Source organism: Kitasatospora sp. NPDC048296 (genome assembly GCF_043201815.1).
In the GTDB taxonomy this organism is placed as follows: Bacteria; Actinomycetota; Actinomycetes; order Streptomycetales; family Streptomycetaceae; genus Kitasatospora.
In genome coordinates this window covers 1-13734 of the sequence record NZ_JBICZB010000001.1, presented here as the reverse complement: position 1 = coordinate 13734, position 13734 = coordinate 1, and the positions used below count along the sequence as shown (strand labels likewise).

Annotated in this window: 13 protein-coding genes and 1 pseudogene; 6 read left to right on the top strand and 8 right to left on the bottom strand. The window is 73.1% G+C overall.

Features of this window, described 5'->3' with window-relative positions; genetic code table 11:
* The first annotated feature begins 89 nt into the window (after positions 1-89).
* Positions 90-788 carry a helix-turn-helix domain-containing protein gene (locus ACGF12_RS00070; protein ID WP_393023168.1) on the top strand — a complete coding sequence of 233 codons (699 nt, stop codon included), beginning with the start codon at positions 90-92 and terminating at the stop codon, positions 786-788.
* Between the two features lie 16 nt (positions 789-804).
* Here the strand turns inward: ACGF12_RS00070 and ACGF12_RS00065 are convergent, their stop codons facing one another.
* Positions 805-1212, bottom strand: a complete 408-nt coding sequence (locus ACGF12_RS00065; protein ID WP_393023165.1) for a VOC family protein — start codon at positions 1210-1212, stop codon at positions 805-807.
* Between the two features lie 95 nt (positions 1213-1307).
* Between ACGF12_RS00065 and ACGF12_RS00060 the strand changes: the two genes are divergently transcribed.
* Both ACGF12_RS00060 and ACGF12_RS00055 read left to right on the top strand, forming a co-directional pair.
* The gene (locus tag ACGF12_RS00060) at positions 1308-1835 is read left to right on the top strand and encodes a GrpB family protein (RefSeq protein ID WP_393023162.1); all 528 of its coding nucleotides are present in this window, start codon (positions 1308-1310) and stop codon (positions 1833-1835) included.
* 82 nt (positions 1836-1917) lie between these two features.
* Positions 1918-2859, top strand: coding sequence for a molybdopterin-dependent oxidoreductase (locus tag ACGF12_RS00055; protein ID WP_393023159.1), 942 nt, complete (start codon positions 1918-1920; stop codon positions 2857-2859).
* Positions 2860-2874: 15 nt separating this feature from the next.
* Here ACGF12_RS00055 and ACGF12_RS00050 read toward each other — a convergent pair whose 3' ends face one another.
* Positions 2875-3960: an alpha/beta fold hydrolase gene (locus ACGF12_RS00050; protein ID WP_393023156.1), complete on the bottom strand. Its 1086-nt coding sequence runs from the start codon at positions 3958-3960 to the stop codon at positions 2875-2877.
* A gap of 109 nt (positions 3961-4069) precedes the next feature.
* Here ACGF12_RS00050 and ACGF12_RS00045 point away from each other — a divergent pair, with 109 nt between their 5' ends.
* Positions 4070-4792, top strand: coding sequence for a TetR/AcrR family transcriptional regulator (locus ACGF12_RS00045; RefSeq protein ID WP_387613669.1), 723 nt, complete (start codon positions 4070-4072; stop codon positions 4790-4792).
* Positions 4793-4859: 67 nt separating this feature from the next.
* Here the strand turns inward: ACGF12_RS00045 and ACGF12_RS00040 are convergent, their stop codons facing one another.
* From ACGF12_RS00040 to ACGF12_RS00025, 4 genes are all read right to left on the bottom strand, one after another.
* Positions 4860-5480 (bottom strand): helix-turn-helix domain-containing protein, encoded by a 621-nt coding sequence (locus tag ACGF12_RS00040; RefSeq protein ID WP_393023152.1) that lies wholly within the window; start codon positions 5478-5480, stop codon positions 4860-4862.
* Positions 5477-6985, bottom strand: a complete 1509-nt coding sequence (locus ACGF12_RS00035; protein ID WP_393023149.1) for an MFS transporter — start codon at positions 6983-6985, stop codon at positions 5477-5479. The genes ACGF12_RS00040 and ACGF12_RS00035 overlap by 4 nt, the downstream gene beginning before the upstream one ends.
* Positions 6986-7416: 431 nt before the next feature.
* Positions 7417-8148: a hypothetical protein gene (locus ACGF12_RS00030; protein ID WP_393023146.1), complete on the bottom strand. Its 732-nt coding sequence runs from the start codon at positions 8146-8148 to the stop codon at positions 7417-7419.
* A gap of 54 nt (positions 8149-8202) precedes the next feature.
* On the bottom strand, positions 8203-8349 hold the full coding sequence (locus ACGF12_RS00025) for a hypothetical protein (RefSeq protein ID WP_387613679.1): 147 nt from the start codon (positions 8347-8349) through the stop codon (positions 8203-8205).
* 535 nt (positions 8350-8884) lie between these two features.
* Between ACGF12_RS00025 and ACGF12_RS00020 the strand changes: the two genes are divergently transcribed.
* Positions 8885-10099, top strand: a complete 1215-nt coding sequence (locus ACGF12_RS00020) for an IS21 family transposase (protein ID WP_393023143.1) — start codon at positions 8885-8887, stop codon at positions 10097-10099.
* A 141-nt stretch (positions 10100-10240) separates the two neighbouring features.
* On the top strand, positions 10241-12979 hold the full coding sequence (locus ACGF12_RS00015; RefSeq protein ID WP_393023140.1) for a SpoIIE family protein phosphatase: 2739 nt from the start codon (positions 10241-10243) through the stop codon (positions 12977-12979).
* A gap of 69 nt (positions 12980-13048) precedes the next feature.
* Here ACGF12_RS00015 and ACGF12_RS00010 read toward each other — a convergent pair whose 3' ends face one another.
* Positions 13049-13258, bottom strand: coding sequence for a SpoIIE family protein phosphatase (locus tag ACGF12_RS00010; protein ID WP_393023137.1), 210 nt, complete (start codon positions 13256-13258; stop codon positions 13049-13051).
* Positions 13255-13734, bottom strand: a pseudogene (locus tag ACGF12_RS00005) (serine/threonine-protein phosphatase); the annotation flags it as partial. The gene ACGF12_RS00010 and the pseudogene ACGF12_RS00005, both read right to left, overlap by 4 nt.

Below are 13734 nucleotides of genomic sequence, written 5' to 3'. Positions count from 1 at the left end.
GCGGTACCCCACCGGCCCCGGCTGCCCCGCGCGGCCGGGGCCGTCGGCTCGTCGGCCCGTCGGCCCGTCCGGGGCGTAGCCTTCGAAGCGTGTTCACCGACTACGCGGAGCGCGCGTCCCGGCTGCCCGGAGCGGTGTTGTGGACGAAGGGCGCCGACCGTACGGGCGACGGCGCGGGCGGGCTGGTGCTGCCGGACGGTTGCATGGACCTGCTGTGGACGGAGGGTCGGCTGCTGGTCGCCGGCCCCGACACCCGGGCGTTCCGGCCCGGACCCGGGCTGCGGGGCCCGTGGGCGGGCGTCCGGTTCCGGCCCGGGGCCGCTCCGGCGCTGCTCGGGGTGCCGGCCTGTGCGCTGCGCGACCAACGGGTCGACCTGGCCGATCTGCGCCCCGGCGGCGAGGTGCGGCGGCTGACCGGGCGGATCGACGCGGCGCCCGACCCGGCCGCCGCGCTGGAGCGACTCGCGCTGCGCCTGGCCGCCGAGGCGCAGCCGGAGGACCCGTTGGTACGGGCGGTGGCCGGAGCGCTCGCGGCCGGGCGCAGCGTCGCGGCGACGGCCGAGGCGGTCGGGCTCGGCGCCCGCCAGCTGCACCGCCGCTCGCTGGCCGCCTTCGGCTACGGCCCCAAGACCCTCGCCCGGATCCTGCGCCTGCAGCGCGCCCTCGGGCTGGCCCGCTCCGGCGTCCCGCTCGCCGAGACGGCGGCCCGGACCGGCTACGCGGACCAGGCGCATCTGGCCCGCGAGGTGCGGGAGTTGGCGGGACAGCCGGTGACGGCGCTGCTGTAGTGCCAGCGCGGTGGAGCTACTGCGCCAGCGGCGCGAGCAGGTCGACCCCGTTGCCGTCCGGGTCGTGCACCGTCGCGTACCGCTGGCCCCAGAAGGCGTCCCAGGGCTTGAGCTCGCCGTGGTACCCGGCGCCGGTCAGCTCCTCGTACACCGCGTCGACGTGCGCCGGGCTCTGGCAGCGGAACGCCAGCGCGGCCCGGCCGTTGCCGGTCGGCGGCCGCCAGCCGGGGTGGAAGGAACGGATGGTGGACTCGGCGTCGAGCACCAGGAGCAGCCCGCCGGGCAGCTCGGCCTCGACGTGCGGCGCCTGCTCGGAGCCCTCCGGGAAGGCGATGCCGAGCCGCCGGTAGAAGGCGACCGAGGCGGCCATGTCGGAGACGGCGAGGCCGAAGAAGGCGAGCTGCGGTGCGGGTGTGCTGTTCATGGTCGCCACGCTAGGCGGGGCTCGGGCGGGGGGTCTTGAAGGAATCGGACATCCGGGCCGGCCGGCCCGGGCCCGTGGCCGCTACCCTCCTGGTCGTGTCCACTGCGCCTGACCTCGACGAACCGGTCCACCTCGTCCCGTACGACCCGGTCTGGGAGGTCCGGGGCCGGGCCCTGGTGGAACAGCTCACCGCAGGGTTCGGGGAGCCGGGCCCGTACATCGAGGTCGAGCACATCGGCTCGACCTCCGTCCCCGGCCTGGACGCCAAGCCGGTGCTCGACGTCCAGATCGGCTGTGCGGCCGGGGACGTCGACGCGGTGGTCGGGTACGTCCGCGGGCTCGGCTTCGAGCACCTGGGCGAGGCGGGCGTCCCCGGCCGCGAGTACCTGAGGCGGCGCTCGGAGCAGCCGGCCAACGTCCATGTGGTCGTACTGCGCGGGCGGTTGTGGACCGACAACCTGCTGTTCCGCGACCACCTGCGGGCCCACCCGGAGGCGGCCGTCCGCTACGCCCGCGCCAAGCGGGCCGCCGCCCGGGCCGCCGGGCGCCTGCTCGCCTACTCGGACCACAAGGCGGCCACGGTGGCCGAACTCATGGCGGAGGCACGGGCCTCCAGGGCCTGAACTGCAACCGGAAGGCCCGCTGTCAGTGGCTCCTTGTACCGTCGATCACGGCAACAGTGATCACTGCACGGGGGCATGACGAATGATCAGGACCGATCCGGAGACACCCGACCGCTTCACCACTCCGGTCGAGGACGTCTTCGTCCGCAACCACCTCGGCCCGCACCCGCGGCTCGACCCGGCCACCTGGGCGCTGACCGTCGAGGGCCTGGTGGAGCGGCCCCTGCGGCTGGACTTCCCGAGCCTCCAGGGCCTGCCGCAGACCCGGTTCACCGCCGTCCACGAGTGCTTCGGCAATCCGCTGCGCCCCGATGTGCCGACCCGCGCCGTCACCAACCTGGAGTGGGCCGGCGTCCCGCTCGCCGCCGTGCTGGAGCTGGCCGGCCCGCGTCCGGAGGCCCGGCACGTCTGGCTGGAGGGCGCCGACCGCGGCGACTTCGCGGGGGAGAGCGGCGTGAGCTACCTCAAGGACCTGCCCCTCGACCGGGCGGGCGCCGAGGTCGTCCTCGCCCACACCATGAACGGCGAACCGCTGCGCCCCGACCACGGGTATCCGGTGCGCGCGGTGGCGCCCCTGATGTTCGGCACCAACTCGGTCAAGTGGCTGACCAGGATCGTGCTGGCCGCCGAGCGCCCCGACCACCTCTTCACCACCCGCCTCTACACCCGCGTCCTGCCCGGGGAGAGCGAGGCCCGTCCGGTCCGCGAGAAGGACGTCAGCAGCAAGCTGCTCACCCCGCGCGACGGGCGGTCCGTCCCGGCCGGAGTCTGCGAACTGGCCGGCTACGCCTGGAGTTCCACCGAGGTGACGGCCGTGGAGATCGCCGTGGACGACGCCGACTGGCAGCCCGCCGAGCTGGACCGGCGCGGCCCGCACCCCAGTTGGCAGCGCTTCCGGCTCCGGTGCGAGCTCGCCCCGGGCCCGCACCGCGTCCGCTGCCGGGCCACCGACTCCGCCGGGCGGGTCCAGCCGCTCACCGGCGACCGGAACGCCGTCCACGAGATAGCCGTGGTGGCCGAGTGACGGCTGCCGCCGCGCTCAGCGCGCGACCGGCTGGGCGGCGATCGCCGGACGGACCACGGTGAGCATCAGGTCGAGGAACTGGTCGGGGTGGCGGAAGCTCGCGAAGTGGCTGGCGTTCCGGATCAGCGCGAACTCCTTGACCGGCGCGGTGACCTCGTCGAAGAAGCGCTTGGCCGGCTCGGGCGGGGTGAGGACGTCGCTGTCGCCCTGGAAGACGAAGAACGGGATCCGGAACTCCGTCCCCTCGGCGCGCTCGTCGAAGGCCGCGGCCTCCAGCTGGAGGCGCTCGGAGAACTCCATGGCCTTCAGGTACGACCGCAGGCCGCGCAGGGTGTGCAGGGGCGAGAACCAGAGTGAGCGCACCACCACGGTCTTCATGGTGTCGAAGGAGAGCGGGTCGCTGGTGAGGACCAGCTTGTTGTACTCGCCGACGTCCTTGGTGGTCCACGTCGACCGGTCGGCGCCCATCGCCAGGGCGGCGGCCAGCTCCTTCTCCTTCTTCCGGCCCGCCGCGCGCAGTCGGCCCACGAGCGCGTCGTAGACCGAGCGCTCCCGGCCGCCGTCGATGATGTTCTGGTCGGTGCCGACGTAACCCGAGTACAGCTCGGGGTGGTTGCGGGCCAGCCGCAGGCCGAGGACGGTGCCGAAGGAGTTGGCGACCAGCAGCAGCCGGTCGATGCCGAGCCGGGTCCGCAGGTGCTCGGTGACCTCCAGGGCGTCGTGGTACAGCCGCTGGTGGCTCAACTCGCCCTGCCCCTGCGGGCCGGTGGCGGCGAAGGTGAAGCCGGCGCCGCGCATGTCCCAGCGCACGATCGTGAAGTGCTTCTCCCAGCCCCGGGTGCGGGGGATGAAGACCAGGTTGGAGGCGCCGGGGCCGCCCAGGATCTCCAGGATCACCGGGTTGTCGCGGTCCTCGCCGCGGATGGAGACCCACTGGTCGATGCCGCCGATCCGGACGAAGCCGGCCTCCTCGATCCCCTTCGGGCCGGTGATCCGCAGCCGCTCGGCGAACGCGGCGCGCTTGAGCTGCCGGTAGCCCAGCAGTCCGGCGACGGGAGTGGCGAGAGCGGCGGCGGAGAGGGTGGCGACGGTGGCAAGCATGGTGTATCCCCCAAACTGTTTATCGCGTCAGCAGATGTGTTTAAGGTATATACAGTTCTGGGCGGTGTCAACGGGGCACCGCGGAACACCAGCTGAGAGGGAGCGTCGGATGGCCAGGGAGAAGGCGCGTGACCTGCGCGCGGGCATCGCGCTGCTGTGGGGCGAGCAGGACCAGCCGACCCGGGGGCCCAAGCCGAGCCTGACCCCCCAGCGCATCGCCGCGGCCGCGGTGGTGATCGCCGACGCCGAGGGGCTGGACGCCGTCTCGATGAACAAGGTCGCCGCCGAGTTCGGCGTCTCGGCGATGGCGCTCTACCGCTACGTGCCCGGCAAGGCCGAACTGATCGAGCTGATGGTCGAGTCCGTGCTCGCCGAGGCCCCCGACCTGTCGACGGCCGGGACCGGCTGGCGGGAGCGGATCACCGAGTGGGCCCGCCGGTCCGCGGCGACCCACCGCGCCCACCCCTGGCTACTGGCCGCCACCGCCATGCGCCGTCAGCTGATGGGCCCCAACCAGCTCGGCTGGCTCGACGCGGCCCTCGCCGCCCTGGAGCCCAGCGGGCTGACCGCGGCCGAGCAGCACCGGGTCTTCGTTCTGGTCGCGGGCCTGGTCCGCACGCTCGTCCAGCAGGACCTCGACTTCGACGAGCAGCACAGCCAGGAGTGGAACCGCCTCACCGGCGAGCTCCTGGAGCGCCACGCCGACCGCTTCCCCACCCTCACCCGCGCCATCGCCGCCGGCGCCTTCGCCCCCGACCCGGTCGACCCCTTGGAGTTCGGCCTCGCCCGGATCCTCGACGGCGTCCAGCTGCTGGTCGACCAGCCCTCCTAGCGGACCGGTCCGCCAGGACGACGGCCCGGCCCGGGGGGCGCGGGGGAGGGTCGGCCGCCCTCCCCCGCTAGGCGGTCGGGCGGCTGGCGGCCAGGAGGTCGTGGAGGAGTGGCAGCAGTTCCTCGGGCGCGGCCTTGGCGAGTTCGGCGAAGGCCCCGCTGGAGCGGGCCAGGATGATCCCGGCGAAGGCTGCCGCCGCGAGTTCGGCCCGCAGCTGGGGGCGGTCCACGTGCTCGGCGGCGAAGCGGCGGTGCAGCGGCTCGACCATCCGTTCGTGGAGGTAGGTGCGCGCGGACTGCTGGACCTCGGTGTTGTCGCCGGGCAGGACCGCGGCCATGAAGGAGGGGCCGGGGCCGCGTCGGGTGAGCCGCTCCACCAGGGTGCGCAGGCGGTCGTCGTCCAGCAGGTCGGCCGGTGCCGAGTCGCCCAGCTCCATGCGGACGGTGGCCAGGTAGAGCTGGGTCTTGCCGCCGAAGTAGCGGGCGATCAGCGCCGGGTCCACGCCGGCCCGGTCGCCGATCTCCCGGATGGTGGTGCGCTCGAAGCCACGGTCGGCGAAGAGTTCCATCGCCGCCCGGATCAGGAGCTCCCGGCTGCGGGCGGCGTCCCGGCGTCGTGGGGTCGCGGGTTCCGGCTGTCCGCCGTCCACGACGGCGGGCCCGTCGGTCCCGGGGGCCGCCTCGGTCACCGCTCGGCTCCGGCCCGCAGCACGGGCACCTCGCCCTCGCCGGCCACGCCGTCGGCGATGCTCTCTTCCACCATCAGCTCCTCGTCCACGCGGGCACCCTTGCGGGCGGCGGTCGCGGCACTGAGCCGCGGCAGGACGATCGTAGTCAGCCCGATCACCACCCACACCGCGCAGCCGATCAGTGCCGCGTCCCGGTAGCCGCTGTCGGCGGGCAGCAGCTGCCCCGGCGCGGTGTGCGCCTGGAGGACGGCGCCGCACAGCGCGCTGCCGGTGGAGTAGCCGACGGTGCGCAGCAGCTGGTTGAAGCTGACCGCGCTGCCGACCTCGTCGGCGGGCACCGCGTTGACGATCAGCCCCGGCATCACGGCGAAGGTGCAGCCGACGCCGAGCCCGGCGATCCCCATCACCACCAGGAGCTCCCACAGGTGGTCACGGGCGAACAGGAAGACCAGCACCGAGACCAGTGACACCGCGCAGCCGAGCGGCAGCACCAGGGCGGAGGAGGTGCGCCGGGCCAGGGTCGGGACCACCTTGCTGGACAGCAGGCTGAGCGCCGAGAACGGCAGCAGCACCAGGCCGGCCACCACGACCGAGGCGCCCAGGCCGTAGCCGGTGCTGGCCGGGGTCTGGACGTAGCGGATCACCAGCGAGAACAGCAGGTACATCCCGACGCCCGCGACCAGGGCGGCCACGTCCGCGGTCAGCACCACGGGGTTGGTCAGGCTGCGCAGCTCCACCAGCGGGTGGGCGGTGCGCAGCTCGTGCCACACCCAGCCGACCAGCAGCAGCACCGAGGCGCCCGCCACCGTCCACAGCCGAGCGCTGGCCCAGCCCCAGCTCTCGCCCTCGCTGAGCACCAGCAGCAGTCCGACCAGCGCCAGCCCGATCAGCACCGCGCCGAGCGCGTCCAGCGGGCGCCGTTCGCGGTCCGTCGTCGGGGGCAGCACCAGGACGGCCAGCGCCAGGGCCAGCGCACTGATCACGGCGCCGAACCAGAAGGCCGCGTAGATGCCGAAGGACTGGGCGATCAGGCCGGTGATCGGGTAGCCGAGGCCGACGCCGGCGACGGTGGTGATGGAGAGCAGCGCGACCGCCGACCGGGAGGCCGGGCCGGGCAGCGCGTCCCGCGCGGTGGCGATGGCCAGCGGGGTCAGCCCGACCCCGACCCCCTGCAGCGCGCGCCCGGCGATCAGCGAGTCGAAGCCGAGCGGCAGCGCGGCCAGCACGCTGCCGACCACCACCATGGCGGCGGCGGCGAGGGTGGCCGTACGCCGGGCCGGCCCGTCGCCCAGCCGTCCGAGCACCGGGGTGGCGACCGCCCCGACCAGCATTGTGATGGTCAGCGACCACTGCGCCTCGGCGAGCGACACGTGGTCGACGGCCGCGATGGTCGGGATCATCGGCGCACCGAGGCTGCTGATCACCGCCACCACGGCGCTGAGGAACACCAGCACGGGCACCAGGGCCCGCTCACGTCGCGTCGACAGGCCCGTTCGGGTCTCCATGGACGCGCCCTCCCTTGTCGGAGATCGAGTGTCTGACGGCTGTCATCATGCGATGTCATCAGACGATGTCATCGCATGATGACATACCCGACCCGCCGAGCAGAAGCCCGTATCGACAGGGGATCGCCGCCGCCGCGCCGGGGGACCGGGTCGGGAGCGACGAGGGCCCCGACCGGAACCCGGTCGGGGCCTTCGAGAACGCGGAGACGCCCCGAGACCGTCGACCGCGTTCCGCCCCGTGACCGCGGCCGGCGGCCCGGGTGGTCTTCTTGTCCGACTGCCGCTCGGATCGGCGGCACGGAGGGTTGAGGGCGAACGTGACCAGGGCGAACGCGACCAGGGGCCATCAGCGTTTCCCGCATCCGCCGGTCGGTGTCACGGTCGCGCGACGACGGCTGGACGGGCCTGCGGGGGCGGGCCCTCGGTCGGGCTCAGCGCCTTCGCCGCCGCGACACCCGGGTGGTGTGTCGTGGCGACGGACGGCTGGGACGAGAGGCCGATGCGATCTGACGCACCAGCTGGTGCAGGCAGACGGCCGAGGTGATCGGCGGCAGGCCCGCGACGATGATGTCGAGCGGATCGAGGGACGTCCGGTACACCTCGAAGGAGCACAACCCCGTCGCGATGCCGGAGAAGACGACCACCACGACCCACGCGTGCACCAGCCTGCGCGATTCCAGCGTGCTGCGCAGCGTCGAGAGGCTGCCCACCAGCCACGGCCCGTAGATGATCACCGGCCACAGGTGGTCCATTCCGTGCGGCACCCGGGACCCGGCGAGGTCGCGCAGCGGGTTGTAGCAGAGCATCCAGTCCAGCACGCAGACGGCGGTGACCGTCACGGCCGTCAGCACCCCGAACAGCTTGCGGAAGACCAGCGGCCACGACGTCGCCGACTGCTCGCGGCGGTGCCGGACGGACGGAGCGGGCTCCCGCGTCGCCTGGTGCGGCACGGTGTCGAGCAGGTCGAGGTCGTCCAGCGACGCGTAGCCGTGGTGCGGCACGGTGTCGAGCAGGCTGAGGTCGTCCAGCACTGCGTAGGGGTGGGGCGGCCCGGGCTGCCCGCTGTCCCAGTTGACCCATCCCTCGGTGGTCGGGACGCCGAGGACGCTGGCCCCGGTCCCGAACCAGGCGGAGGACTCGCCCATCGGGTCGTACATCGCCATCTCCCAACGTTGTGCCGTCCGCTGCCTTGCTCGCCCGCCGCCGAGTCGCGCGGGTCAGCATTCGGCCGGGGCCGAGGAGCCGGCACGCTGGGCGTGGCTCTCCTGGAGGTGGCGGATCGTCCGTAGGAAGTCGGCCAGCAGCCGGGAGCAGTGCGCCAGTACGACGCGCTCCCCGTTGCGTGCCAGGTAGCCGCACTGCACGTCTCCCGCGGCATTTCGACGGTCGGGCACAAAAAGCCAGCTGCCGACGCTGCATACGGGCTCCCGGTCTGCCGGGGGCAAATTTTGCCATTGACGAATTACACCCATGTCCGGGTCAACGACGGGGATGGCCCATCGAATATCCGCAATCCGGGCGACCTTTAATAGCTCATTTCGGGCATGCTACATGGAATTCCTCGGTCGATCCACCGGGGCTGCCGGATTAAAGATTCCGTATGGTGCTCCCGAAAATTCCCCACCCAGCGGAATGGTGGTCATATGTTCATAACTGCCCGCACCTGCTTGGCGATTCTCCCCGGGTGGCGCGACGGGGTGGCGCGCGCGGAGGTCGCGTCCTCCCCGGAATTCTCAACGAATCAGTGGTATAGACATCCTGCCCGCTTCGCATCTTCCGGATACTCATGTAAGGTCTTTGGCTCGTTGGAGGAATCCGCCATCCACATGCACCCGGCATGATTTTTTAGCCGGTTTCGGCAAGGGGACTGGAATGCTCGCGAGGAAGGAATATCTGGAGATGCGGGAGCTGCATCTCCAGGGTTGGTCGATCTCGGCGATCGCCCGGCATCTGGGGCGCGATCGCAAAACGGTGCGGTCCTACCTCGGCGGTGGCCGGGTCGCGGGCGTGCGCAGTGCGACGCCGGACGCGTTCCTGCTCTTCCTGCCCTACTGCCGACAGCGGCTGGCCGATGACCCGCACCTCCTGGCGACCCGGCTGTTCGTGGAGGTGGTCGAGCTCGGCTACGTCGGCGCCTACTCCACCTTCACCCGGGCGCTCCGTCGGCACGTGCTGCGTCAGCCCTGTACGCACTGCCCGCCCGGTGGGTATCCGGGCGGGCCGGCGGACGCGTCACGAGGCGGCCAGGAGATCCGGTTCGACTGGCTCCGGTTGCCCGCCCCGCCGGCGTGGTGGGGGTGCGGTACCCACGTGCAGCTGCTGATCGGCACCCTCACCACCTCCGGTCGCTGGCGCGGCGTGCTGAGCGACGGCGACGACCTCCCGCACCTGGTGGAGGCGATCGACCGGGTGCTGCGCCGGTTCGGTGGCACCCCCGGATGCTGGCGGCTCGGCCGGACGCCGGTCGCGTGCACCGTCTCGACCGGCCAGCCGAAGCCGGCCTTCGCGCAGGTGGCCCGCTACTACGGCGCGGCGGTCCAGCTCGGTCCGGCCGACCACGTCGACCCGCCGGACGAGGCCCGGGGCGCGGTGCTGCGCGACTGGTGGAACGGTTCCGCCCGTGACATCTGGCTGACCGGTGCCCAGGACGAGCTGGACCGGCTCGCACGGTGCCAGGACACCCAGGACGACCATCGGCTGCCGGCCCTGCCGGACACCCCGTTCCCCGCGCGACTGTGCACGCACCGGGTCGTCGACCCCCAGGGGCTGGTGCCGTACCGCGACAGCTTCTATGCGGTCCAGCCCGACCTCGCCGGCGCGTTGGTGACGGTCCACCACCGGCTGGACGAGCCGTACCTGTCGATCGCCACCCCCACGGGCGCCGTCATCGCCCGCCACCGGTTCGCGCCGCCCGGGTCGGCCCGGACCATGGCCGACGGCGCCGCAACGAGCGCCCTGGAGCGCCCCGCACGCCTGGCGCGCCCCCAGGTCCCCGCCTGCCGGGACGGCTGGCGGCACAAGCCGCTCTCGCGGCAGGCCTCGGCCGAGGCGCAGGCGCTGCGCGCGTCCGGCGGCGAACGTGCGGGGGCGGACGGCGAAGGCCCGGACCGCTGAGCGGTCCGGGCAGCCACCGGTTCCCGGTCGGCGATCCGTCCTGCCCGCCGTGGGCTTCGCGCGTGCGTCTCCTCGGGCCGGGTGGCAGCGTGGAGGAGGGGACCCGGATGCGCGGGGACAGCCCGGACGCACACAGGGAGCATGCCCTTGAGCAAGGCACAGGACGGACCGGAGGAACACCGGTCCGCTCGTGGGCGACTGCGCTCGCGGCTGCGGGCGCGCAGTGTCGCCGGGCAGGTGTTCCTGTGGCTGCTGGTCGTGGTGGTGCTGCTGGTCGGCGCGGCCCTGACGACGCTCGTCCTGCAGGCCCACAGCTACGCGACGAGTGATGCCGGGCACAGCACGCGCGCCGCGGCCGTCACCTTGGCGCGCTATCCCGGGCTGGCGGCTGCTCTGGACAGCGCCGATCCGACGGCGGTGCTGCAGCCGCTGGCCCTGGACGTGCAAAAGAGCGGCGGCTTCGACTACATCGTGATCTTCGGCACCGACGGGACCCGCTACGCCCAGACCGCCCATCCCGAGCTGATCGGACAGCACGTCTACGGCGACTACCAGGATTCCCTGAAAGGGCCGTACACCACGACCGAGAACATACCGCTGGGACCCGATGTGGACACCACCGTGGCGGTCACCAGGCCGGACGGTTCGGTCGCCGGGTTCCTCTCGGTGGGGTACTACGTCAAGAACACGACCGGCGCGGTGAGCCGGCAGCTGCCGGTCCTGTTCGGCGGCGCGGCGGCCGCGCTCGCCGTGGGCACGGGCGGGGCGGTGCTGGTGCGGCGCCGGCTTCGCCGCCAGACGCACGGCCTGGGCCCGGCCGAGATGACGCGGATGTACGACCACCACGACGCGGTGCTGCACGCGGTGCGCGAGGGCGTGCTGATCGTCGGCGGGGACGGGCGGGCGCTGCTGGCGAACGACGAGGCCCGGCGGCTGCTGGAACTGCCGGACGAGCTGGAGGGGCGGCCGGTCACCGAGCTGGGACTCGATCCCGGGCTGGCCGAGCTGCTGGCGTCGGGGCGGGCCGCCACCGACGAGGTGTACCCGGCCGAGGAGCGGCTGCTCGCTGTGAACAACCGTCCGACCGCGCCGTTCGGCGGCGGTGCCGGCAGCGTTGCGACGATCCGGGACACCACCGAGCTGCGGGCGCTGGCCGGGCAGGCCGAGACGGCGCGGGCCCGGCTGAAGCTGCTCTACGACGCCGGGCTGCGGGTCGGCACCACCCTGGACATCGTGCGGACCGCCCAGGAGCTGGTCGACGCGGTGGTGCCGCGCTTCGCGGACTTCGTCACGGTCGAGCTGGCCGAGGCGGTGCTGCGTGGTGACGAGCCGCTCCCGGGCACAGGCGTCGCGGGAGGCCCGCGGATCCGCCGGGTGGCCGCCGGCGGCATCCGCGAGGACCGGCCGTTCTACCCGGTGGGCTCGCAGATCAGCCCGCTGCCCGGCACACCGGAGGCCATCGCCCTGGGGAGCGGGCGCGCCTCGCTCGCCGCCGACCTGCGCCAGGCACACGCCTGGCGGGCACGCGACCCGCAGACCGCCGACCGGATCCTCGCGTACGGGGTCCACTCGCTGATCTCCGCTCCGCTCAAAGCGCGCGGCCTGGCCCTGGGCACGGCCACCTTCTGGCGCGCGGGGCAGTCCGCACCGTTCGGGGAGGAGGACGTCTCCGTCGCCGAGGAACTGGTCGCCCGCGCGGCGATGTCCGTCGACAACGCCCGCCGCTACACCCGCGAACACCGGATGGCCGAGGCACTGCAGCGCAGCCTGCTGCCCCGCGGGCTGCCCGAGCAGAACGCCCTGGCGGTGGCCTACCGCTACCTGCCCGCGCAGCGGGGCGTCGGCGGGGACTGGTTCGACGTCGTCCCGCTGCCCGGCTTCCGCGTGGCCCTGGTCGTCGGCGACGTCGTCGGCCACGGCCTGCACGCCGCCGCCACCATGGGCCGACTGCGCACCGCCGTCCTCAACTTCGCCGCCCTCGACCTGCCCCCGGACGAGCTGCTCGCCCGCCTCGACGAACTGGTCGCCCGCCTCGACCAGGGAGAACCCACCGAGGACGAGAGGACGAGGGCGGTCACGGGCGCCACCTGCCTGTACGTGATCTACGACCCGGTCTCCGGGCACTGCGCCATGGCGCGGGCGGGCCACCCACCGCCCGCCCTGGTCCGCACCGACGGCAGCGTGGAGTACGTGGACCTGCCCGCCGGGCCACCACTCGGTGTGGGCGGCCTGCCCTTCGAGACCACCGAACTCCGGCTGGCACCCGGCACCGCACTGGTCCTCTACACCGACGGACTCGTCACCGGCCGCGAGCGCGACCTGGAGAACGGACTCGCCGCGCTGCACCGCTCCCTGGCGCAGGCCCCTGCCGACGGATCCCCGGAGGAGATCTGCCGGGCCGTGTCCGACGCGCTGGTCCCGCCGCACCCGAGCGACGACATCGCCCTCCTCGTCGCCCGCACGCGGCTGTTCGAGCCGTCCCAGGTGGCCACCTGGGACGTGCCGTACGAGTTCGCCGCCGTCTCCCGCATCCGCAACGCATGCGGCGACCAGCTGACCGCCTGGGGACTGGAGGAACTGGGCTTCACCGCCGAGCTGATCCTCAGCGAGCTGATCACCAATGCCCTCCGCTACGGTGCCGAGCCCATCCGCGTGCGCATGCTGCGCGACACCAGCCTGGTCTGCGAGGTCTCCGACGCCGGCAGCACCGCTCCGCACCTGCGCTACGCCGCCACCATGGACGAGGGTGGCCGGGGCCTGTTCCTGGTGGCCCAGATCGCCGAGCGGTGGGGCACCAGGTACACGGCCCGCGGCAAGATCATCTGGGCCGAGCAGCCACTGACCGCACCGGAGTACCGGTTCGAGGCGATGCTGCTGTAGGGCCTGCGTGGCGGAGGTGGTCCTGAGCGCTGGTGCGGTCGTCGAGCCCGGCGAGGATCATGCCCCTGATCAGGCGACGCGGGGAGGGCGGTGGCACCGGGTGACCACCAGGATGGCCATGTCGTCGCCGCGTTCGCCCTCGGTCCAGTGGCCGACGTCTTCGGTGAGGGCATCCACCACCGCATCGGGGTCACCGAACAGCCTGCGCATGCGCTCCGAGGCGAGCGGATCGTAGAAGGCCCCCCGCTTGTCCCGTGCCTCGGTGACGCCGTCGGTCACCAGCAGCAGCGAGGCCCCCGGGGGCAGCCGCACATCCTCCGTCCCAATGTGACCAGGCTGGGAGCGTACTCGGCCTCCTGCCGGAAGGCTCCGATCGCGATCGACACGGCGGCCACAGCCGCAAGGCCCTTGCCCCGCACGTCGCCGATGATCATCCGCACCCCGAACGGTGTCTCCTGCACCGCGAAGAAGTCGCCGCCGATCCGCGCCTCGGCCTGCGCCGCCGTATAGCCCGCGGCCACGGTCAGCGGCCCGATGTTCCTCGGCGGCTCTGGGAGCACCGCCCGCTGGCGATGCCGCTGCGCACGATCTGGGCGCCGCTGCGCGACGGTGCCGAGTGGCCCGCGGGCGCGGTGCGGCTGCACTCGTTGCCGATCTAGGCCCAACGCCGTGTAGATAGAGCCTTGGGCGGTTGCGTCAAGTCGCCTGAAATGGGACGGAGCTCCTGCTAGAACCGTGTCGGCCAAGATCACTGT

Coding starts and splice junctions, on each gene's coding strand:
- ACGF12_RS00050 (WP_393023156.1), bottom strand. CDS start 3,960: ATGCTTGCCACCGTCGCCACCCTCTCCGCCGCCGCTCTCGCCACTCCC.
- ACGF12_RS00030 (WP_393023146.1), bottom strand. CDS start 8,148: ATGGCGATGTACGACCCGATGGGCGAGTCCTCCGCCTGGTTCGGGACC.
- ACGF12_RS00065 (WP_393023165.1), bottom strand. CDS start 1,212: ATGAACAGCACACCCGCACCGCAGCTCGCCTTCTTCGGCCTCGCCGTC.
- ACGF12_RS00035 (WP_393023149.1), bottom strand. CDS start 6,985: ATGGAGACCCGAACGGGCCTGTCGACGCGACGTGAGCGGGCCCTGGTG.
- ACGF12_RS00055 (WP_393023159.1), top strand. CDS start 1,918: ATGATCAGGACCGATCCGGAGACACCCGACCGCTTCACCACTCCGGTC.
- ACGF12_RS00020 (WP_393023143.1), top strand. CDS start 8,885: ATGCGGGAGCTGCATCTCCAGGGTTGGTCGATCTCGGCGATCGCCCGG.
- ACGF12_RS00015 (WP_393023140.1), top strand. CDS start 10,241: ATGCCCTTGAGCAAGGCACAGGACGGACCGGAGGAACACCGGTCCGCT.
- ACGF12_RS00045 (WP_387613669.1), top strand. CDS start 4,070: ATGGCCAGGGAGAAGGCGCGTGACCTGCGCGCGGGCATCGCGCTGCTG.